The sequence below is a fragment of the Streptomyces sp. NPDC046887 genome, from assembly GCF_040644755.1.
GTDB classification, from domain to species: domain Bacteria; phylum Actinomycetota; class Actinomycetes; order Streptomycetales; family Streptomycetaceae; genus Streptomyces; species Streptomyces lichenis.
The window spans coordinates 63291-83198 of record NZ_JBEYXH010000001.1 but is presented as its reverse complement, the minus strand read 5'-3'; the positions used below and the strand labels follow the sequence as shown (position 1 = coordinate 83198).

Below are 19908 nucleotides of genomic sequence, written 5' to 3'. Positions count from 1 at the left end.
GTACGCGCCCCCTATCCCAGCCCCACGCAGTGTCAGCAGAACTCCTCCAGGTAAAGCAGCACGCGCCCGTCCTCGGAGCGGAAGTCGTACGCCCGGTACCCCTCCCCCTCGGCGGTGTCCAGCCTGTCCTTGACCAGGGCCCACGCCTCCTCCCGCCCCTCGGCCGGCACGGGCCGCAGCACCTCCCCGGCGCCCTCTCCGATGAGCATCGCGTCGGCGCCCCTCACCAGCCGTCTGACCAGTCGCACGTCCAGCGGCCCCCGGTGCTTGACCCACAAACGGCCCTGCTCGTCGACGAGTTCGCCCGAACTCGCGGGCGAGAGCAGGTCGGCGGCCGGGGCGGAGCCCTCCGAAGGCTCCAGGGAGGCCACCACCTCGGCGAAGCTCCGCTCGGGTTTCCGCTTCTTCGGCATGGGATCAGTCTGCCCCCCGCCCTCCACCGACCTGTATTCCAGGTGCCTCGGCGCGACGTACGTTGTGCGCATGGACAACGAGAACGGCTCCATCCAGTGGAGGAAGTCCCCGGAAGACGGTGACGGCGACGGCGTCAGCGAGGAGAGCGGCATCGAGATCGCCGGCCATGGAGACGACATCCTGCTCCGCCAGGGCGACGACCCCACCACCGTGGTCACCACCAGCCGGGAGAAGCTGCGAGCCTTCCTGCTGGGGGTCAAGGCCGGGGAGTTCGACGACCTGGTGTGACCGGTCAGACCCGCCAGGAGTCCTCCGGGTCGTCCAGCCAGGCGCGGTGGCCGTCCAAGGTGACGGTGAGGCCGAAGCGGGTCACGTCGGGACGGTCCCGGTCGAGCCACCAGCGGTACGCGCCGCTCACCTCGGCCCACAGCCGGCGTGGGCCGAACTGCCAGACCGTGGCCTCCCGCTCCCCGTCCCGGAACATCACGCAGGCCCAGGACGGGTCCGATGTGCTGTAGAACCAGACGGGGCGGCGGCCGTCGCGCTTGTCCGCCACGGTCTGCACACAGTGCGGGACCCGTAGGCCCAGGACCAGGGGCAGGGCTGGGTAGGTGGCCGTGGTGAACTCGGGCTCCGTGATCTCCGTGCCGGAGATGTCTGCCGCCTCGAAGGCGCCCGCGGCCAGGTAGTCGTCGTGGGACACCCGCGGCGCACGCTGGGTCCGCAGCTTCATGAACTCCACGAGCCGGGTGAACCTGCCGGAGGCGACGCCGTTTCCGACCGTCAGGCACACGATGGCGTCACCGGTGCTGAAGTGCGTGCCCCACGGGGCGAGGATCAGGCCGCCGGGCCGCGACTGGGTGATCCAGGCCCTGGGGATCTCCCGCAGTCCGACGGTCGCCAGGACACGGTCGTACGGTGCACCGTCCGGGTGCCCCTCGAACCCGTCCCCCACCACCGTCTCCGGGAGCAGGCCGAGGCCGCGCAGCCGGTCGCGGGCATGCGCCGACACCCCGGGGTCCACCTCGATGGTGGTGACCCGGTTTCGGCCCAGGCGGTGGGTCAGGGCTCCGGCCGTCTCACCGGTACCCGTGCCGACGTCCAGTACGTTCATGCCCTCTTCCACGGCCAGGTCGTGGAGGAGCGACCATACGACGGACGGCATGGAGGAGGAGCTGGTCGACAGCCTGCCGGGTCGGCGGCCGGTGTGCGCGCCATCGTCCCACTGGGTCACGATCGGGACGTCGGCGTCCGCCGCCTCGGACCAGGCGTCCGGGTCCTCCCGCCGGTCCACCGGAGCGCTCGTCCGCGTCCCCATGTCGAACGGCCACATCAGGTCCGGAAGGAGCGCGGCCCGGTCGACCGCCCCGAAGGCCGGAATCCAGTACGACGACAGGGCGTGCGCCTCGATCAGAAACCGCTCCAGCTCCTGACGGCCGGGGCGGCCCATCGACCCCGAGTCGGCGGTCACTTGCGGTGACCGCCGTCGCCGGGCGGGGTGGAGCCGTCCGGGCTGGGCTCCTGAGTGGGGCCCGGCCACGGCTGGCCGGGGTGGCCGTCACCTCCCTGACCCCCGCCTGAGCCGTGACCGCCGTCGGCGGACGGGACGAACGGTGCCTGGCGCTTCTTCATGGGTGATGCCTCCTGGTCGTCGGGCGGCGGTACTCTCGCCGCGTCCCACTCTCTCCGGCTGTGAGCGCTACGGTGCAGAACGTAGTGGTGGAGGGTCTGGGGACGCAGTCGAGTTGCACGCCGTTGCGCGTGGTTCCGCGATGTACGGGGTGGAGGCGCAGCGCCTCATCGGTGCGGCGCGCCGGGGGCTGTCTGCGGGGTGAGGGGCGTTTCCGCAGGTCGGGTCCGAGGCTTGGGTGCCGGGTGCCGAGTGCTCTTCACAGTGGAAGGGGATATGGGTCTGGTGACAACCCGCCCACCCACCCGTGCGGTTGGCGAGGGGCGGGACGGCGGCTGACCGTTTGATATGACTAAACGTGATTCATTTGCCACACAGTGTGGTCAACCCTTAGCGTGCGGCTCAGACAGGTCCCAGACCCAGAAACTGGACAGCCCCCGGGTGCGCTAACACCGAGGGGGCCTGACCAGACAGATCGAAGACAAAGGATTCGATCCATGGCTGATGCTGATTTTAGTGCCCCCACCCACCCCCTGGCCAACCCCGGATACGGCAAGCGGACCGTTCCCGGCCAGGAGCCGCCGACGACCAGCGACTTCGCGCATCTGCCGCGTCGTGAGGCGAGTATCGCGGGCTATATCGAACGGTTGACGGACGGCTCCGACATCGCGGTGAAGACCCTCGCGGCCGTGCTGCCGGACTATGGGCAGTGCGCCGTGCGGACCGCGCTCAACCGGCTGGTGGCGGCCGGTCATCTGCGGCGCGGGCGGGAGTGCATCATGCGCCCGGACGGCGCGCGGTGGATCACCCGGACCTGGTGGTCGCGCACGCCGAGGGACGGCGCCTGGTGGGCCGCGTACCTGCGCGGGGAGATCACCGAGGACGAGCCCCCGCCGCGCCGACGGCAGACCCGTTCGCGGGCCTTCGTCCTGCTGGCCGCACTCGGCCGGCAGAACCCGATGATGTCGCTGTCGGACGGCGAGTGCGTGGCGCTGGAGCCGCTGGTGAGCGAGTGGTTCGCGCGCGGCGCGGACGAGCGGGTCGTGCTGAACGCCCTGACGGCCGGACTGCCGCGGCAGGTGCACCGCCCGGTGGCCCTGGCCCGCACCCGGCTGACCGGCAAGATGCCGCCGGAGCCGATCGAGGCGGAGCGGCCGGTGCTACGGATGCTGGAGTGTGCCAGGTGCCAGGTGTCGGGACGGCCGGAGGCGCTGGCCGACGGGGTGTGCGGGCCGTGCCGGGGCGAGCCCGCCCCGCCGCCGCCCCCACGGCCGCTCTCCCCGGAGCAAGTGCGTGCCCGTATCGCCGAGGTCAGAAGCGCGGCAGCCGCCCGTACACACGAAGGGAGCGTCACATGACCACGTACGTCGAAAGCAAGGCACGCTGTAGGGGAGGAGGCGACACCATGACCCCAGGCACCGCCAAGCGCCCGCAGCTGACCACCGAGGAGTTCGAGCAGCTCGCCCGCCAGGCCCCCGAAACCGTCACTCTCGAACTCGTCAAGGGAAAGTTGAAGGTCAAGCCCGTGCCTGACGGCGATCACGGAGAGATCATCATGTGGCTGCAGGAACAGTGCATGCAGCACAAGCCGGGATTCGGTCTCTACGGCGACCAGGGCTTGGTGGTGGAGAGCTACCGGGCGGGTCGTGCGCGCCCGGACGGAAGCCTCGCACAGCGCGGCTATTTCGCAGGCCGTGGTGAATGGTCGGACCCTTCGGGGGTCCTGATGGCCGTCGAGGTGACGTCCTACGACTCCGACACCGACCGCCGGGACAGGAAGGAGAAGGCAGCCGGTTACGCGGCGGCCGGCATCCCCGTCTACCTTCTGGTCGACCGAGACGGAGGCGCGCTCCTCGTCCACAGCGAGCCGCACAACGGCGAATACCGCCAGCGCACCACCTACGCCTACGGGGACACCGTCGCCCTCCCCGACCCCGTCGGCATCACTCTCGACACGGAGAAGCTGAAGGAGTTCGCGGGCTGAACCCGGGAAGGACCCCGGCCCGGTGGAAGGTCATCTCCTCGCCCTCACACGCTTGAAGGCCGCCGACCGCCAGGCCGGGACGGCGGCCGCCGCCTCGGGGCCGGACAGCCGCGGGTGGTGCGGGTCCTTCGCGCGGTCGCCGTAGAGCATGGTGACGTTGATGCGCAGGTTCTCGTAGCCGGGGCGGAAGCGGATGGCGTCCGAGGCGTGGAAGAGGTCCGAGTTGAAGATCACCGCGCGGTTCTGCCGGTAGGGGATGGTCACGCTGCGGGCCTGGTGTCGTTGGAGGAAAGGCCGGATGAGGTCCTGGCGGCCGTTGTAGGTGTCGAAGCCCCAGGACAGGGGGGCGTCGACGTTGTGCACCACCAGGCCGCCCGACTGCTCGTCGGTGTTGGCGCTGTCCGGGGTGACCCAGAAGTTGACGTTCACGGCGGCGAAGTCGGCGTGGGTGGTGACGTCGGCGGGGACCTCGGGGCCGCACTTGAAGCCCCACATCTGGCGCAGGGGGTGCCGGTCGCCGATCAGCCGGGGCAGGGCGTCCCGCAGTTCCTCGGCGATCTGCAGGAGCAGGGGGCAGACGAACCCGTCCTGCATCAGCGCGCCAAGCCGACCGTGGCTGTAGCGGTTGCCGAACCACACCGTGGACTCCAGGCAGAACCGGTACAGCCCGTCCAGCGCCTCCTCGGTGAGGAAGTCGTCCACGTACACCACGCCGGGCTCGTCGGCCAGGTACCGCTCCTCCACGGCCACGGGGTCCCAGCGGCCGGACAGGGCACGCGCGACGCGCGGGGTGTCGCGGACGTGCAGCAGGCGGTTGTAGGTGGCCGCGAGGTGCCGGTTGGCCTCGGAGTCCAGGGGCTCGCGGGTCTCGGGGCCCTCGGCCAGCAGGCGTTCGTACACGGCCTGGTAGGCGTCGGCGACCGGGCCGTACTCCGCGCCCAGCACGCCGAGGTGCCGGAGGTGGCGCAGCTGGTCGATGTCGTGCCGCAGCTTGGGAACGCTCAGCGGAAGGGCGGCGCGGTCGGCCGGATCGGAGGAGGCGCCCCAGCGCAGCCGGGCCAGCAGCGAGGCCCACCCCTCGGCGAACCGGAAGTCCCCGCGCTCCAGGGCCGTGTTGATCACGTCCGCCACCCAGGCCAGGTCATCGGCACCCGTGCGTACCTGCTCACTGAGCAGCGGCGGTACCTCGTCCCAGCGGCCCGAGACGGCCAGCAGGAGGGCCAATTCGCGCCGGGGAGCGGGGCCTTCGGCGCCGGAGAGGCGGCGGGCCTCCTGCTCCGTACGGCCGGCGGCGGCGGCCGCCCTCGCGCGGGCGACCGCCGAGCCGGCGTTCCACGGCGCGCCCACGCGGCTCAGCCGATCCGGAAGGCGTCGTACGCCCGGAGCTCCACCGCGTAGCGGGCCAGGCCGTTGAGGGTCACCGCGGCGTACGGGGGCACGAAGTCCGCGCTGAACGCCCGCTCGTCGACCGCCTGGAGGTGGGTGTACGTGGACCAGGTGATGTTGGTGACGAACGGGGTGGAGTCGGCCTTGGCCTTCATGCCGAGCTCCTCGGGATCCCCGGCCGCCGCCGCGCCGTCGCCGCTGAGCTGCGTCTGGGCGATGTGGAGGTTGGCGAAGTAGTCCAGCAGCTCGTCGCCCAGCCCGCTGATCGCGGTCTGGGCCAGGCACCCTTCCAGCAGGACCGCCACCACGTCCCGGCCGCCATGGCTGACGGTCGCCTCGCAGAAGTCGGAGAGGAACCGCGTCCCGCTGGGCACCGGGTCCGTGTTCCGGTGCACATACTCCTGGAACCACTGGAGCAGCCCCTGGTTGGCGAAGACCGCGTAGATGAGCCGGTCGGTGAGGGCCGCCTGCTCGCGCGAGACGGAGGGGCCGTCCAGGTACTCGGCCAGGACCTGGGAGGGACCGGTGATGAACTGCTCGCGCAGCAGGAAGTCGGTCTCCATGGTCTGGAACAGCGCGTCGATACGGCGCACGTTCGCCGTACGGGACATCACGGTGGATCGTGGTGCGTCCAAGGTCTTCCCCTCCGGTCGGACGGTCGGCGGTGGGTGGACACCAGCTCGTGCTGGGCCGCGCGGGACCGCCCCAGCTATAGAGGGAAGCCGCCGGGGGGCGCCATACGGCACGCCGCCGCCCGGGCGCCCCGGGCCGGGTTCACACGATTGGCCCGGTACTCCCGGACGGGGGTTGGGGGCCGGCGGTGCCGGGAACGCCCGAGGGCGGCACCCCGCTCCCGGTTACGGGAGTCAGGGGTGCCGCCCTCGGGGACGGACGGTGATCGGCCGGGGCCCTTCGGAGGGAAGGGCGCCCGAGGAGGCCGATCAGAAGTCCATGTCACCGCCCGGCATGCCGCCCGGGGCGCCCGCGGGGGCCTTCTCCGGCTTGTCGGCGATGACGGCCTCGGTGGTGAGGAACAGGGCCGCGATGGAGGCCGCGTTCTGCAGAGCGGAACGGGTCACCTTGGCCGGGTCGAGGATGCCCTCGGCGATCATGTCCACGTACTCACCGGTCGCGGCGTTGAGGCCGTGGCCGACGGGGAGGTTGCGGACCTTCTCCACGATGACGCCGCCCTCAAGGCCGCCGTTGACGGCGATCTGCTTGAGCGGGGCCTCCAGGGCGAGCTTCACGGCGTTGGCGCCGGTCGCCTCGTCGCCGTCCAGCTCCAGCTTGTCAAAGACGCTGGACGCCTGGAGCAGGGCCACGCCACCACCGGCGACGATGCCCTCCTCGACGGCGGCCTTGGCGTTGCGCACCGCGTCCTCGATGCGGTGCTTGCGCTCCTTGAGCTCGACCTCGGTGGCGGCACCGGCCTTGATGACGGCCACGCCGCCGGCCAGCTTCGCCAGACGCTCCTGGAGCTTCTCGCGGTCGTAGTCCGAGTCGGAGTTCTCGATCTCGGCACGGATCTGGTTGACGCGGCCCGCGACCTGGTCGCTGTCGCCGGCGCCGTCCACGATCGTGGTCTCGTCCTTGGTGATGACGACCTTGCGGGCGCGGCCCAGCAGGTCCAGGCCGGCGTTCTCCAGCTTGAGGCCGACCTCCTCGGAGATGACCGTGCCACCGGTGAGGATGGCGATGTCGTTCAGCATGGCCTTGCGGCGGTCGCCGAAGCCCGGGGCCTTGACGGCGACGGACTTGAAGGTGCCGCGGATCTTGTTGACCACCAGGGTCGACAGGGCCTCACCCTCGACGTCCTCGGCGATGATCAGCAGCGGCTTGCCCGACTGCATGACCTTCTCCAGCAGCGGAAGGAGGTCCTTCACGTTGCCGACCTTGGAGTTGACGATCAGGATGTACGGGTCGTCCAGGGACGCCTCCATACGCTCCATGTCGGTGGCGAAGTACGCCGAGATGTAGCCCTTGTCGAAGCGCATACCCTCGGTGAGCTCCAGCTCCAGACCGAAGGTCTGGGACTCCTCGACGGTGATGACGCCTTCCTTGCCGACCTTGTCCATGGCCTCGGCGATCAGCTCGCCGATCTGGGTGTCGGCGGCGGAGATGGAGGCCGTGGAAGCGATCTGCTCCTTGGTCTCGACATCCTTCGCCTGCTCCAGCAGCGCACCGGAGACGGCCTCGACGGCCTTCTCGATGCCGCGCTTCAGAGCCATCGGGTTGGCGCCGGCGGCGACGTTGCGCAGACCCTCGCGGACGAGCGCCTGGGCGAGGACGGTCGCGGTGGTCGTACCGTCACCGGCGACGTCGTCCGTCTTCTTGGCGACCTCCTTGACCAGCTCGGCGCCGATCTTCTCGTAGGGGTCCTCCAGCTCGATCTCCTTGGCGATGGACACACCATCGTTGGTGATCGTGGGCGCGCCCCACTTCTTCTCCAGGACGACGTTGCGACCCTTGGGGCCGAGGGTCACCTTGACGGCGTCGGCGAGCTGGTTCATCCCGCGCTCAAGGCCGCGCCGTGCCTCCTCGTCGAACGCGATGATCTTGGCCATGTGAAGTGGTCCTCCCGGACGGGGTGGAAGCAAAGCCGGACCTGGCTGGCGCCCGCGACGGACGGCTCGCGACCCTGTGGTTCCTTGCCCCACGGGCCAGCGGGCCTCACCGACCCGGTCCTTGGTTGTCACTCTCACTCGTAGAGTGCTAACGCCAATGATTAGCACTCGACCCCTGTGAGTGCAAGCGACTCAGGGTCCCGCTCCCCGCGCGGGGGGGCCACCATGGCGGGAAACACGAGGAAGGGCCGGAAGCGGCCGGGGCCGGGGCCGGAACACGACGAGGGGCCCGTATCCCTCCTCGGATACGAACCCCTCGGCGCGCTTGAGTCCAAGCGCCTTCAGTCCAAGGTCGGACGCGCGGCTCAGCCGGCGGCGAGCTTGACCATGTCCGCCTGCGGACCCTTCTGGCCCTGCGAGATCTCGAACTCGACCCGCTGACCTTCTTCAAGGGTGCGGTAACCGTCCATCTGGATCGCGCTGTAGTGGACGAATACATCCGCACCACCGTCGACCGCGATGAAGCCGTAGCCCTTCTCCGCGTTGAACCACTTGACGGTGCCCTGAGCCATGCCTAACTCCCCTATTACTGGCCCTTGCACAGGACCGCACTTCGCGGACCCGGGTCAGACCTCGCCCCCTGACAGGTGCCCCCCGCCGGGCGGCGCGGGGGCCGAGGGCGTGCGCCGGAACGCGTCGACCGCCGCTGAATGTATCTGCCCAACTGCCGTCTGCAACAGGTCAATCGGACGAGAATTCCCGGCGCGCGTCATCGGAAACGGCGGGCTCAACACACCGAATCCGGGGCAACTCGGGCCGGACAAACCTTCACATCAAGGGCATCTCGCGGCCGCACATTGCCCGCATCTTGTCGCCGCGGAGCCGGCCCTGAGGGCGGCGCTCCCGTGCGGCGGCGCGGGGTACCCCGACTCTACCGCGCTCAACCATGCGAGATTGCCCCCTCCGTCAAAAGGCACGGAGGGGGCGGAAATGGTACGGACCATTCCGGTGGCCGATAACCGATGGCCGACGGCCGCCGAAGGTGGCGTCAGCCGCCGGCGACGGCGGGGATGATCGAGACGCCGGCGCCTTCCGGGGTCGCCGTGGCGAGGCCGTTCTCGAAGCGGACGTCGTCGTCGTTGACGTACACGTTGACGAAGCGGCGCAGCTTGCCCTGGTCGTCCAGGACGCGGGCGGCGATGCCCGGGTGGGCCTTCTCCAGGGACTCGATGACCTCGGAGAGGGTGGCGCCCTCGGCGGTGACCTCGGCCTGGCCGCCGGTGTAGGTGCGCAGGATGGTGGGGATGCGGACGTTGACGCTCATGGGGGCGGTTCCTCTCACGAACAGGTCATGAACAGGCGTGCAGCGAAGGCTCGGTCAGTGGTCTTCGGTGGCCAGGCCGGCCGCGCGGAAGGCGTCCAGGCTCGGGCGGATGGTGGCGGTGGGCCCGGTAGTGGGGGCGACCGCGTCCAGGGTCTTCAGCCCGTCGCCGGTGTTGAGCACCACGGTGGTGAGGGAGGGGTCCAGGACACCGGCCTCGATGAGCTTCTTCGTCACACCGACGGTGACGCCGCCGGCCGTCTCGGCGAAGATGCCCTCGGTGCGGGCGAGGAGCTTGATGGCCTCGACCACCTGCTCGTCGTTCACGTCCTCCACGGCGCCGCCGGTGCGGCGGGCGATGTCCAGAACGTACGGCCCGTCGGCCGGGTTGCCGATGGCGAGCGACTTGGCGATGGTCTTCGGCTTCTGCGGGCGGACCACGTCGTGGCCGGCCTTGAAGGCGGTGGAGACCGGGGAGCAGCCCTCGGCCTGGGCGCCGAAGATCTTGTACGGCCTGTCCTCGACCAGGCCGAGCTTGATCAGCTCCTGCAGCCCCTTGTCGATCTTGGTGAGCTGGGAGCCGGAGGCGATCGGGACCACGATCTGGTCCGGCAGTTTCCAGCCGAGCTGCTCGCAGATCTCGTACGCCAGGGTCTTGGAGCCCTCGGCGTAGTACGGGCGGAGGTTGACGTTGACGAAGCCCCAGCCCTCGCCGAGCGGGTCGCCGATGAGCTCCGAGCAGAAGCGGTTGACGTCGTCGTAGTTCCCCTCGATGCCGACCAGTTCGCCCCCGTAGACGGCGGCCATGACGACCTTGCCCTGCTCCAGGTCGTGCGGGATGAACACGCAGGAGCGGAAGCCGGCACGGGCGGCGGCGGCGCCCACGGCGCCGGCCAGGTTGCCGGTGGAGGAGCAGGACAGGGTGGTGAAACCGAAGGCGCGGGCGGCCTCCAGGGCCTGGGCGACGACCCGGTCCTTGAAGGAGTGGGTGGGGTTGCCGGAGTCGTCCTTGACGAACAGCCTGCCCGGCTCGACGCCCAGCTCCCGGGCGAGGTTGTCGGCCTGGACGAGCTTGGTCCAGCCCGGGGCCAGGTTGGGGCGCTCGGCGACGTCGGCGGGGACCGGCAGCAGCGGGGCGTACCGCCAGATGCTGGTGGGTCCGGCCTCGATGCGCTTGCGCAGCGCCTCGGGGTCGCCGGTGGGCAGGTCGTAGGCGATCTCCAGGGGGCCGAAGCACAGCTCGCAGGCGAAGATCGGGCCGAGCGCGAACCGCTCGCCGCATTCGCGACAGGAGAGGGCGGCGGCGGGACCGAGATCGACGGAGGCGTCGGTGGTGGTGTCGTTGCCCGTGGTGGCGACGGTCTGTGCAGCCATGAGTGGCGAGGCCCTTTCTCCTCATCTTCCCCACGGCGCGTTTCGCCGTGAGACGGAATTGGCACCTTCCCGAGCCGGGGCCTCGCGGTGCGGTGTGCGAGTGCCGGCTGGAGGGTTGCCGGGGCTTCAACGGGCCGTGTCCCTCTGCCCCTCTGGATGAGCGGTATGCGGTTGTGGACCGGTCGTGGAGACCCGCCGTCCGGCGCGGTGCGCGACCCCGACATGCGGGGCCGGTACGCGTTGTTCAAGACTGTAACCGAACCCCTCGGGGGGCCGAGATGGTCGTCCGATACGCGAGATGGAGATCACGTGCTGGAAGAGGTGGAGCGCTGGCTGGCCCGGCGGTCCTGGTCCGCGGCCGACCGTTCGCTCGACCGGCTGCTGGACGCCAAGCGCGGGACGAGCGTGAGCGTGGTGCTGCCGGCGCTGGACGAGGAGGCCACGGTCGGGGAGATCGTCTCGGTGATCCGGCGCGAGCTGATGGCCCCGGGGGCCGCGCTGGTGGACGAGCTGGTGGTGCTGGACTCCGGTTCCACCGACCGTACGGCCGAGGTGGCCGCGGCGGCGGGCGCGCGGGTGGTGGCGCGGGACGCGGTGCTGCCCCGGATACCCGCGGTGCCGGGCAAGGGCGAGGTGCTGTGGCGGTCGCTGCTGGCCACCGGCGGGGACGTGGTCTGCTTCGTGGACGCGGATCTGCGGGACTTCTCGGCGGACTTCGTGTCGGGGATCGTGGGGCCGCTGCTGACCGAGCCGGACGTGGACTTCGTCAAGGCGGTGTACGACCGGCCGCTGGCGGACGCGCCCGGGCGGGGCGGGCGGGTGACGGAGCTGGTGGCCCGGCCGCTGCTCAACCTGCACTGGCCCTTGCTGGCCGGATTCGTGCAGCCGCTGGGCGGGGAGTACGCGGCCCGGCGCTCACTGCTGGAGCGGCTGCCGTTCCCGGTCGGGTACGGGGTGGAGCTCGGGCTGCTGGTGGACGCGCTGCACACGGTGGGGCTGGACGCGCTGGCGCAGGTGGACGTGGGGGTGCGCAAGCACCGGCACCAGGACGAGCGGGCGCTGGGGCGGATGGCGGCGGCCATCTACCGTACGGCGCAGGTACGGCTCTCCCGGGCCCATCTGGTACGGCCCCGGCTGACCCAGTTCGAGCGGGGCGAGCGCGGCTTCGAGGCGCGGACGTACCAGGTGGACGTGCAGGAGCGGCCGCCGATGATCGAGGTCGAGGAGTACGCGGGCCGGCGCCGGGTGGCCTGAGCGCCCGCGTACGGGATCTGAGGACCCGCGTACGGGATCTGAGGACCCGCGTACGGGAACGGCCGGTGACCGTGGCCGAAACACGCCGCCACCAGCGATCGACCACCGCCCGACCACACGATCGCCGCACGTTTGAGCGTTTCCGGTACGGGCTAGGTTCGTGACCATGGCAGCCCAGATTCTCGTCGCCTCCAACCGCGGTCCGGTCAGCTACGTTCCCCGGGACGACGGCACCCTCGAAGCCCGGCGGGGCGGTGGCGGGCTGGTGTCGGGGCTCTCCGCGATCGGCCCGGACGCGGGGGCGCTGTGGGTCTGCTCGGCGCTGAACGAGGGCGACCGGGAGGCGGTACGGCGCGGGGTGTCCGAGCCGGGCGTGAAGATGCTGGACATCGACGCGGCCGTGCACGGCGACGCGTACAACGGCATCGCCAACTCGGTGCTGTGGTTCGTCCACCACATGCTCTACCAGACGCCGCTGGAGCCGGTGTTCGACGCGGAGTTCCGCCGGCAGTGGACCGCGTACCGCCTCTACAACCGCGCCTTCGCCCAGGCGCTGGCGGAGGAGGCGGCCGACGGGGCGGCGGTGCTGGTGCAGGACTACCACCTGACCCTGGTGCCGGGGATGCTGCGCGAGCTGCGCCCGGACCTGAGGATCGGGCACTTCTCGCACACCCCCTGGGCGCCGCCGCAGTACTTCCGGATGCTCCCCGACGAGATCGCCGAGGAGCTGCTGCTCGGCATGCTGGGCGCGGACCGGCTGGGCTTCCTCACCCGGCGGTGGATGTCCGCGTTCACGGAGTGCTGCGGCACCTCGCTGGGCGTGATGGGCTCGTGGCCCAAGGACTCCTCGCCGTACATCGACCACCCGTCGCAGGTCACCGGGCAGGCCCGGCGCACCCTGCTCGGGGTGCACGGGCTCGGCGCCGACGCCGAGTTCCTGCGGGAGCGCGCGCACCGGGCCGACGTGGACGAGCGGATGGCGGCGCTGCGCGAGCAGATCGGCGACCGGAAGACGATCGTCCGGGTGGACCGCACCGAGCTGTCCAAGAACATCGTGCGCGGGCTGCTGGCGTACCGGGCGCTGCTCGCCGAGCACCCCGAGTGGCGGGGCGAGGTGGTCCACCTGGCCTTCGCGTACCCCTCCCGGCAGGACCTGTCCGTCTACCGCGACTACACGGCCGAGGTCGCCCGGCTCACCGACGAGATCAACGCCGAGTACGGCCGGGACGGCTGGACGCCGGTGGTGCTGCACGTCGAGGACGACTTCGCCCGCTCGCTGGCCGCCTACCGGCTGGCGGACGTGGCCCTGGTCAACCCCATCCGGGACGGGATGAACCTGGTCGCCAAGGAGGTCCCGGTGGTCTCCGACGCGGGCTGCGCCCTGGTCCTCTCCCGCGAGGCCGGCGCCCACGAGGAGCTGGGCGAGCACGCGCTCACCGTCAACCCCTACGACGTCTCCGGCACCGCCGCCGCGCTGCACGAGGCCCTCTCCATGGACCCGACCGAGCGCGCCGAGCGTTCCAAGCACCTCGCCTCCGCCGCGACGGCCCTCCCGCCGGAGCGGTGGTTCCTGGACCAGCTGACGGCGCTGCGGGAGCTGTAGGCGCCCCGGTACGAAGACGAGGCCGCCGCCCCCTTCCGGGAAGGGGGCGGCGGCCTTCGGTGTGTGTGCGGCCGTGTGCTGCTCAGGTGGCCGTGGCCTCGGCGAGGGCGGCGAGGAGGGCGACGACGGCGGGGGGGCCGGGGATGGTGAGGTCGGCGCGGGTGGCGACCTCGGGGACCTCGTCGCTGCCGCTGCACACCAGCAGGCCGGGCAGGCCTTCGGAGCGGAGCTTGTCGACGGCGGCGAAGGCGGGCAGGTCGCCGAGGTCGTCGCCGGCGTAGAGGACGGCGGTGGCGCCGGTGTCGCGGAGGTGCTCGGCGAGGGCGACGCCCTTGTCCATGCCCGGGGGGCGGAGCTCCAGGACCAGGCGGCCGGGTTCGAGGATCAGGCCGTGGCGGGCGGCGAGGCCGGCCAGCGGGGTGTGCAGGGCGTCGAAGGCGGCGTTCGGGTCGTCGGCGCGGCGGGTGTGCACGGCCAGCGCGCGGCCCTTGTCCTCGACCCAGGTGCCGGGGCGGGCGCCGGCCTCGCGGAGGAAGTCGGGGAGTTCGGCGCGGACGGCGGTGACGCCGGGGTGCTCGGGGGCGGCGGTGACCTCGCCGGTGGCGGCGTCCCAGCGCTCGGCGCCGTAGTGGCCGAGGACGACCAGGTGCTCCAGGCCGCTGACCCCGGCGAAGCAGCCGTACTCCACGGCCGTGGCGGCGGGGCGGCCGGTGATGACGGCGACGGAGGCGACCCGCGGGGCGAGCGCGGCGATGGCGGCGACCGCGCCGGGGTGGGCGCGGGACTGCTCGGGGTCGTCGGTGATCTCGGCGAGGGTGCCGTCGAAGTCCAGGGCGACGACCGCCCGGCCGGGGTGGGCCAGCAGCGCCGCGAGGCCCTCCCGGCCGGCGGCGGTGGCGGGCTCGGGCAGGGCGCGGTCGGGGACGGCGGGGGGCGGTGGGGTGGCCATGGTGGGGAACCTATCCCCGGGGTGGGGCGGGCACACCTGGGGCCGAGGGGAGGGTCCTCGGCCGCCGTATGGGGGCAGGCGCACCTGGCCCGTGCGCCGGGGGCACACGGAGGTCGGGCGCCGGGGGACGCGGGCTTTGGCGCCGGGGGGCGCACGTGGGCCGTACGCCGGGGTGGCGCACTCGGCCCGTACGCCCGGCGTGGTCAGCGGCGGGACTCGCGGGTGGCGGTGCCGCGGCAGCCTGCTGGTGCCAGGGGGCGCGGGCCTGGGCCGGTGGGGGTGGGGGTGCCATGGGCCGCCCGTACGCCGGGGTGGTCAGCGGTGGGACTCGCGGGTGGTGCGGAGGCGGCGGAGGCGGTTGACGGTGACGGGGTCGTGGGCGAGCGCGGCGGGGTCGTCCAGGAGGGCGTTGAGGAGCTGGTAGTAGCGGGTGGGCGAGAGGGCGAGCCGCTCGCGGATGGCGCGCTCCTTGGCGCCGGGGCCGGGCCAGGAGAGCCGTTCCATGGCGAGGACGGCGCGGTCCCGGTCGCTGAGCCGCCGGGGCTCCCGGGGCGGCGGGATGGCGGGGGCGGTCATACGGCCAGGGTAGTGACCGCCTCCGACAGTCCGGTCGGTCCCCTCGGTCCCGTCGCTACTCGGCGGCCTCGGCGGCCGCGGCCTCCTTGGCTATGCCGTTGAGGACGGCCTCCGGGTCGCCGTCCGGGGTGACGGCCTTGCCGATGTTGGCCTTGACGCTCTTGCTGACCCGCGCCCAGGAGGTCTTGCCGACCGGGTAGAGCTCGGAGTTGTCCAGCTCCCGCAGGAAGGGGCGGAGCTTCTTGTGCTTGGCGTCGCCCTCCATCGCCGTGCTGGCGGTGACCGTGACCGGCAGGATGTCGTACGCGTCGGAGAAGGCGAGGACGTTCTGGTCCTCGTAGACGAACTTCAGGAACTCGCCGATCTCCTTGCGGTGGCCGTTCTGCTTGAACGCCATCATCCAGTCGGCGACGCCCATGGAGGGGGTGGCCTCGCCGTCGGGGCTGGGCAGCGGGACCATGCCGAACTTCACACCGGCCTTCTCGGCGGCCTCCATCAGGGTGGGGTGGCCGTTGAGCATGCCGACCTCTCCCTTGGTGAACGCGTCGAACGCCGCCTGCCGGTCGAGCTGCCCGGGGTCGATGGGCCCGGTCAGGCCAGGGGTGACCAGCTTGTCCTTGAGCCAGGTGAAGGTCTGGATGTTGGCGGCGGAGTTGATGTCGTAGCCGGTGTTGACGGCGTCCTGGTAGCCGCCGCCCCCGCTGAGCATCCACATCATCGTCTCGGCCTGGGACTCCTCGGTGCCGAGCGGCAGGGCGAAGGGGTACTTCACGCCCTGCGCCTTGAGCTTGGCGGCCGCGGTGACGATGCCCTGCCAGGTCTTCGGCGGCTCCAGGCCGGCCTTCTCGAACAGCTCCTCGTTGAAGAAGAGCAGCCGGGTGCTGGCGGCGAAGGGCATCCCGTACTGGACCCGGTCCACCTCGCCGGCCTGGTTGAGCCGCTGCAGGAAGTTGGCCTGGGTGGGGATGGGCAGCAGCTCGCTGGTCGGGTAGAGCTTGTCCTCGGCGGCGAAGTCCGCGTAGGCGCCGATCTGCGCCAGGTCGGGGGCCTCGTCGTCGGCGACCATCTCGGCGACGTCCCGGTCGACGTCCTTCCAGGACCGCACATCCACCTCGACCGCGATGTCGGGGTGCTTCTTCCGGAACGCCGCGACCAGCTCGTCCCAGTACTTCTGGGAGGTGTTGGACTCGTTGCTGCCGTAGTCCGCCGCCACCAGCTTCAGCGTGACCTCGCCGGAGCCGGTCCCGGCGCCGCACCCGGAGAGGGTCGCGGTCAGGCTGAGCGCGGCGACCGCCGCGAGGGTTCCGTAGTAGCGGCGCTGCACGCTCGTCCCATCGTTGTTGCTGCTGTCACACCGGCGTAACCACCGGTGTGACGGTCGTCCCGGCTCGGCTGGTCTGGCATCGTCTCCCACGCGCGGGTGTGAGGTCTACACCAGTCGGGTATCGCTTCCGCAACTCTAGCCCCGGGCGTTTCCGGCCTCGCGGGCGGGCGAGCTCCGCGCCCCGCCATTTGTATGGGCTGACAACAATCGGCGTAAGTGGACTAGACCTTTCCCGGGTGACCGGGGGACACTGTCCCCGTGAGACACGTCATCGCCCTCGATGTGGGCGGCACCGGGATGAAGGCCGCCCTGGTCGGAGCCGACGGGACCCTGCTGTACGAGGCCCGCCGCGCCACCGGGCGGGAGCGCGGGGCGGACGCCGTCGTGGAGACCATCCTCGGCTTCGCCGCCGAGCTCTACGCGTACGGGCGCCGGGAGTACGGCGCCGGGGCGGTCGCGGCCGGGGTCGCGGTGCCCGGGATCGTGGACCCGGACACCGGCACCGCCGTCTACGCGGCCAACCTGGGCTGGCGCGACGTACCGCTGCGGGCGCTGCTCTCCGAGCGGCTCGGCGGGCTGCCGGTGGCGCTCGGGCACGACGTACGGGCCGGCGGGCTGGCCGAGGGCCGGGTCGGGGCCGGGCGGGGCGCGGACCGCTTCCTGTTCGTCCCGCTGGGCACCGGGATCGCCGGGGCCATCGGCATCGCCGGCACCATCGAGGCCGGTGCGCACGGGTACGCGGGCGAGATCGGGCACATCGTGGTCCGCCCCGGTGGCCCGGAGTGCGGCTGCGGGCAGCGCGGCTGCCTGGAGACGCTGGCCTCGGCCGCCGCGGTCAGCCGGGCCTGGGCGGCCGCGAGCGGCGACCCGGAGGCGGACGCGGCGGACTGCGCCAAGGCCGTGGAGTCCGCAGATCCGGCCGCCGAGCGGGTGTGGCGGGAGGCGGTGGGGGCACTCGCCGACGGACTGGTGACCGCCCTCACCCTGCTGGACCCCCGCACCCTGATCATCGGCGGAGGCCTGGCGGAGGCCGGGGACACGCTGTTCACCCCCCTGCGGGCGGCCGTCGAGGAGCGGGTGACGTTCCAGCGCCTGCCCGCCATCGTGCCGGCGGCCCTCGGGGACACCGCCGGATGCCTGGGCGCGGGCCTCCTCGCCTGGGACCTGCTCTCCCGTCCGCACGCCAGTCCTTCCGCCGCTTCGGAGGTATCCGCCTGATGGCCGATCACAAGGTTCTCGCCGGCGCCCGTGTGGTGCTGCCGGGCGGGACCGTCGAGAACGGGCGGGTGGTCGTCGAGGGCTCCCGGATCGCCGAGCACGCCCCGGCGGACGCGCCCACCTACGACCTGGCCGGGCACTGGATCATCCCCGGCTTCGTGGACCTGCACAACCACGGCGGCGGCGGGGCGTCCTTCTCCTCCGGCTCCCTGGAGGAGGTCCTGAAGGGCGTCGAGACGCACCGCCGGCACGGCACCACCACGCTGGTCGCCTCCACCGTCACCGGGGAGCTGGACTTCCTCGCCCACCGGGCCGGGGAGCTGGCCGAGCTGGCCGAGCAGGGCGATCTGGCGGGGGTGCACTTCGAGGGGCCGTTCATCTCGCCCTGCCGCAAGGGGGCGCACAGCGAGCAGCTGCTGCGGTACCCGGACCCGGCCGAGGTCCGCAAGCTGGTGGACGCGGCCCGCGGCCACGCCCGGATGGTCACCCTCGCCACGGAGCTGCCCGGCGGCCTCGACTCGGTGCGGATGCTGGCCGAGCAGGGCGTGATCGCCGCGGTGGGGCACACCGACGCGACCTACGAGCAGACCCGGGAGGCCATCGACGCGGGCGCGACGGTCGCCACCCACCTCTTCAACGCCATGCCCCCGCTCGGGCACCGCGCGCCCGGGCCGATCGCGGCGCTGCTGGAGGACGAGCGGGTCACCGTCGAGCTGATCAACGACGGGGTGCATCTGCATCCGGCGGCGCTGGAGCTGGCCTTCCACCGGGCGGGCGCGGGGCGCGTCGCCTTCATCACCGACGCGATGGACGCGGCCGGCTTCGGCGACGGGCTCTACCGGCTGGGCCCGCTGGAGGTCGAGGTACGCGACGGGGTCGCCCGGCTCGCCGAGGGCGGCTCGATCGCCGGGTCCACCCTCACCCTGGACACCGCCTTCCGCCGCGCGGTCACCGTGGACGGCCTCCCGGTGGAGGACGTGGTCCGCGCGGTCTCCACCAACCCGGCCCGGCTGCTGGGCCTGGACGATCGGATCGGCTCCCTGGAACCCGGCAAGGACGCCGACCTGGTGGTCCTGGACGCGGACTTCGCCCTGGTGGGCGTGGCGCGCAAGGGCCAGTGGGTCATCGAGCCCCCGCGCGGCGCCACGGCCCCGGAGCCCCGACGGGAAGCGGCCGCGGGGGTCTGAGGCCGAGCCGGGGGGCATGGGGGGGGTGCCCGGCCCAGTGCCCCCCGTAGCCCCCGCTCGGGCGCGGCGGATCGTCACGGGCGGCGGCCGTGGGGTGGGCCAACCGGCTCCGGTTTGGCATGATCAGAACCTGATACGAAAGCCAGCGCGCACGTCTCGGGTCGTCGCGCACGTCTCGGGGGTGCACCGGTGATCCTCACGGTCACGCTCAACACCGCGCTCGATGTCACCTACACCGTGGACGCCCTCGTCCCGCACGGCTCGCACCGGGTGCGGGGTGTCGCCGAGCGGCCCGGTGGCAAGGGCGTCAACGTGGCCAGGGTGCTCGCGGCGCTGGGGCACGAGGCGGTGGTCACCGGTTTCGCGGGCGGGCCCACCGGTGAGGCGCTGCGCGGGCTGCTGGCGCCGCTGCCGGTGCGCGACGCGCTCGTCCCGGTCGAGGGCACCACCCGGCGTACGGTCGCCGTGGTCGACTCGGCGAGCGGGGACACCACGCAGTTCAACGAGCCCGGGCCGCAGGTCTCCGCGGGCGAGTGGGCGGCGCTGCTCACCGCGTACGAGGAGCTGCTGACCGGCGCCGAGGCGGTGGCGCTGTGCGGCAGCCTGCCGCCGGGCATCCATGTGGGGGCGTACGCGGACCTGGTGCGGCGCGCCCGTGCGGCCGGCGTCCCGGTGCTGCTGGACACCAGCGGCGAACCCCTGCGCCGGGGTCTCGCCGCCCGCCCCGACCTGGTCAAGCCCAACGCCGACGAGCTGGCCGCGCTCACCGGCTCCCGCGAGCCGCTGCGCGCCGCCCGGGACGCCCGCCGCCGGGGCGCCCGCGCGGTGGTCGCCTCACTCGGCCCGGACGGGCTGCTGGCCCTGACCCCGGAGGGCTCCTGGCGGGCCGCCCCGCCCCAGGCGGTGCGCGGCAACCCCACCGGGGCGGGCGACTCCGCGGTGGCCGGGCTGCTGTCCGGGCTCGTGGAGCGGCTTCCCTGGCCGGACCGGCTGGCCCGCGCGGTCGCCCTCTCCGCCGCCACCGTGCTGGCCCCCGCGGCCGGCGAGTTCGACCGGGCCGCCTACGGGGAGCTGCTGGAGCGGGTCACCGTGGCGGAGGACGCCGCGGCGGCGTGAGCCACCGG

19 protein-coding genes and 1 riboswitch are annotated in these 19908 nt (G+C 72.4%); of the genes, 8 read left to right on the top strand and 11 right to left on the bottom strand.

All coding sequences use genetic code 11. The features are described 5' to 3' along the window. Nucleotides 1-32: 32 nt before the first annotated feature. Complete coding sequence (locus tag ABZ945_RS00370) at nt 33-413, bottom strand: hypothetical protein (protein ID WP_361261515.1); 381 nt, start codon at nt 411-413, stop codon at nt 33-35. Nucleotides 414-483: 70 nt separating this feature from the next. Between ABZ945_RS00370 and ABZ945_RS00365 the strand changes: the two genes are divergently transcribed. After that, a complete protein-coding gene (locus tag ABZ945_RS00365) occupies nt 484-702 on the top strand; it encodes a DUF397 domain-containing protein (RefSeq protein ID WP_361261512.1) in 219 nt (72 codons plus the stop codon). A 4-nt stretch (nt 703-706) separates the two neighbouring features. Here the strand turns inward: ABZ945_RS00365 and ABZ945_RS00360 are convergent, their stop codons facing one another. Beyond that, complete coding sequence (locus ABZ945_RS00360; RefSeq protein ID WP_361261509.1) at nt 707-1885, bottom strand: methyltransferase domain-containing protein; 1179 nt, start codon at nt 1883-1885, stop codon at nt 707-709. A 656-nt stretch (nt 1886-2541) separates the two neighbouring features. Here ABZ945_RS00360 and ABZ945_RS00355 point away from each other — a divergent pair. Together ABZ945_RS00355 and ABZ945_RS00350 are read left to right on the top strand one after the other, a co-directional pair. Beyond that, nucleotides 2542-3402: a hypothetical protein gene (locus ABZ945_RS00355; RefSeq protein WP_361261506.1), complete on the top strand. Its 861-nt coding sequence runs from the start codon at nt 2542-2544 to the stop codon at nt 3400-3402. Nucleotides 3403-3449: 47 nt separating this feature from the next. Then, the gene (locus tag ABZ945_RS00350) at nt 3450-4028 is read left to right on the top strand and encodes a Uma2 family endonuclease (RefSeq protein WP_361262835.1); all 579 of its coding nucleotides are present in this window, start codon (nt 3450-3452) and stop codon (nt 4026-4028) included. A gap of 30 nt (nt 4029-4058) precedes the next feature. Here the strand turns inward: ABZ945_RS00350 and ABZ945_RS00345 are convergent, their stop codons facing one another. The 6 genes from ABZ945_RS00345 to thrC all read right to left on the bottom strand — a co-directional run bounded on the left by ABZ945_RS00345 (nt 4059) and on the right by thrC (nt 10673). Beyond that, complete coding sequence (locus ABZ945_RS00345) at nt 4059-5375, bottom strand: hypothetical protein (RefSeq protein ID WP_361261503.1); 1317 nt, start codon at nt 5373-5375, stop codon at nt 4059-4061. 5 nt (nt 5376-5380) lie between these two features. After that, a complete protein-coding gene (locus tag ABZ945_RS00340) occupies nt 5381-6049 on the bottom strand; it encodes a hypothetical protein (RefSeq protein WP_361261501.1) in 669 nt (222 codons plus the stop codon). 306 nt (nt 6050-6355) lie between these two features. Beyond that, nucleotides 6356-7978 (bottom strand): chaperonin GroEL, encoded by a 1623-nt coding sequence (groL, locus tag ABZ945_RS00335; RefSeq protein ID WP_248636415.1) that lies wholly within the window; start codon nt 7976-7978, stop codon nt 6356-6358. A 365-nt stretch (nt 7979-8343) separates the two neighbouring features. Next, the gene (locus ABZ945_RS00330; RefSeq protein ID WP_008743607.1) at nt 8344-8550 is read right to left on the bottom strand and encodes a cold-shock protein; all 207 of its coding nucleotides are present in this window, start codon (nt 8548-8550) and stop codon (nt 8344-8346) included. A 476-nt stretch (nt 8551-9026) separates the two neighbouring features. Continuing rightward, entirely contained in the window at nt 9027-9302 is a 276-nt protein-coding gene (locus ABZ945_RS00325) for a ubiquitin-like small modifier protein 1 (protein WP_248636414.1), read from the bottom strand. Between the two features lie 54 nt (nt 9303-9356). Next, nucleotides 9357-10673 carry a threonine synthase gene (thrC, locus tag ABZ945_RS00320; protein WP_361261495.1) on the bottom strand — a complete coding sequence of 439 codons (1317 nt, stop codon included), beginning with the start codon at nt 10671-10673 and terminating at the stop codon, nt 9357-9359. Between the two features lie 18 nt (nt 10674-10691). Further along, nucleotides 10692-10836, bottom strand: a riboswitch (SAM riboswitch). A 146-nt stretch (nt 10837-10982) separates the two neighbouring features. On the opposite strand from thrC, the gene ABZ945_RS00315 reads away from it, so the two are divergent. Both ABZ945_RS00315 and ABZ945_RS00310 read left to right on the top strand, forming a co-directional pair. After that, the gene (locus tag ABZ945_RS00315) at nt 10983-11927 is read left to right on the top strand and encodes a glucosyl-3-phosphoglycerate synthase (RefSeq protein ID WP_361261492.1); all 945 of its coding nucleotides are present in this window, start codon (nt 10983-10985) and stop codon (nt 11925-11927) included. 166 nt (nt 11928-12093) lie between these two features. Then, nucleotides 12094-13530 carry a trehalose-6-phosphate synthase gene (locus ABZ945_RS00310; protein ID WP_361261489.1) on the top strand — a complete coding sequence of 479 codons (1437 nt, stop codon included), beginning with the start codon at nt 12094-12096 and terminating at the stop codon, nt 13528-13530. An 82-nt stretch (nt 13531-13612) separates the two neighbouring features. Here the strand turns inward: ABZ945_RS00310 and otsB are convergent, their stop codons facing one another. From otsB to ABZ945_RS00295, 3 genes are all read right to left on the bottom strand, one after another. Further along, on the bottom strand, nt 13613-14479 hold the full coding sequence (gene otsB, locus ABZ945_RS00305; RefSeq protein WP_361261485.1) for a trehalose-phosphatase: 867 nt from the start codon (nt 14477-14479) through the stop codon (nt 13613-13615). 315 nt (nt 14480-14794) lie between these two features. Continuing rightward, complete coding sequence (locus tag ABZ945_RS00300) at nt 14795-15055, bottom strand: DUF3263 domain-containing protein (RefSeq protein ID WP_361261482.1); 261 nt, start codon at nt 15053-15055, stop codon at nt 14795-14797. 55 nt (nt 15056-15110) lie between these two features. Further along, the gene (locus ABZ945_RS00295) at nt 15111-16379 is read right to left on the bottom strand and encodes an extracellular solute-binding protein (RefSeq protein WP_361261479.1); all 1269 of its coding nucleotides are present in this window, start codon (nt 16377-16379) and stop codon (nt 15111-15113) included. A 258-nt stretch (nt 16380-16637) separates the two neighbouring features. Here ABZ945_RS00295 and ABZ945_RS00290 point away from each other — a divergent pair, with 258 nt between their 5' ends. The 3 genes from ABZ945_RS00290 (at nt 16638) to ABZ945_RS00280 (ending at nt 19900) form a co-directional block, all read left to right on the top strand. Then, nucleotides 16638-17597 (top strand): ROK family protein, encoded by a 960-nt coding sequence (locus ABZ945_RS00290; protein ID WP_361261476.1) that lies wholly within the window; start codon nt 16638-16640, stop codon nt 17595-17597. Continuing rightward, complete coding sequence (nagA, locus tag ABZ945_RS00285) at nt 17597-18784, top strand: N-acetylglucosamine-6-phosphate deacetylase (protein WP_361261474.1); 1188 nt, start codon at nt 17597-17599, stop codon at nt 18782-18784. The genes ABZ945_RS00290 and nagA overlap by 1 nt, the downstream gene beginning before the upstream one ends. Before the next feature lie 189 nt (nt 18785-18973). Next, on the top strand, nt 18974-19900 hold the full coding sequence (locus ABZ945_RS00280) for a 1-phosphofructokinase family hexose kinase (protein WP_361261471.1): 927 nt from the start codon (nt 18974-18976) through the stop codon (nt 19898-19900). Nucleotides 19901-19908 lie beyond the last annotated feature (8 nt).

Bases quoted from the DNA above. Each gene is read 5' to 3' on its own strand.
- ABZ945_RS00370 (WP_361261515.1), bottom strand. From the start codon at position 413: ATGCCGAAGAAGCGGAAACCCGAGCGGAGCTTCGCCGAGGTGGTGGCC.
- ABZ945_RS00365 (WP_361261512.1), top strand. From the start codon at position 484: ATGGACAACGAGAACGGCTCCATCCAGTGGAGGAAGTCCCCGGAAGAC.
- ABZ945_RS00355 (WP_361261506.1), top strand. From the start codon at position 2,542: ATGGCTGATGCTGATTTTAGTGCCCCCACCCACCCCCTGGCCAACCCC.
- ABZ945_RS00350 (WP_361262835.1), top strand. From the start codon at position 3,450: ATGACCCCAGGCACCGCCAAGCGCCCGCAGCTGACCACCGAGGAGTTC.
- groL (WP_248636415.1), bottom strand. From the start codon at position 7,978: ATGGCCAAGATCATCGCGTTCGACGAGGAGGCACGGCGCGGCCTTGAG.
- ABZ945_RS00330 (WP_008743607.1), bottom strand. From the start codon at position 8,550: ATGGCTCAGGGCACCGTCAAGTGGTTCAACGCGGAGAAGGGCTACGGC.
- ABZ945_RS00325 (WP_248636414.1), bottom strand. From the start codon at position 9,302: ATGAGCGTCAACGTCCGCATCCCCACCATCCTGCGCACCTACACCGGC.
- thrC (WP_361261495.1), bottom strand. From the start codon at position 10,673: ATGGCTGCACAGACCGTCGCCACCACGGGCAACGACACCACCACCGAC.
- ABZ945_RS00310 (WP_361261489.1), top strand. From the start codon at position 12,094: ATGGCAGCCCAGATTCTCGTCGCCTCCAACCGCGGTCCGGTCAGCTAC.
- otsB (WP_361261485.1), bottom strand. From the start codon at position 14,479: ATGGCCACCCCACCGCCCCCCGCCGTCCCCGACCGCGCCCTGCCCGAG.
- ABZ945_RS00300 (WP_361261482.1), bottom strand. From the start codon at position 15,055: ATGACCGCCCCCGCCATCCCGCCGCCCCGGGAGCCCCGGCGGCTCAGC.
- nagA (WP_361261474.1), top strand. From the start codon at position 17,597: ATGGCCGATCACAAGGTTCTCGCCGGCGCCCGTGTGGTGCTGCCGGGC.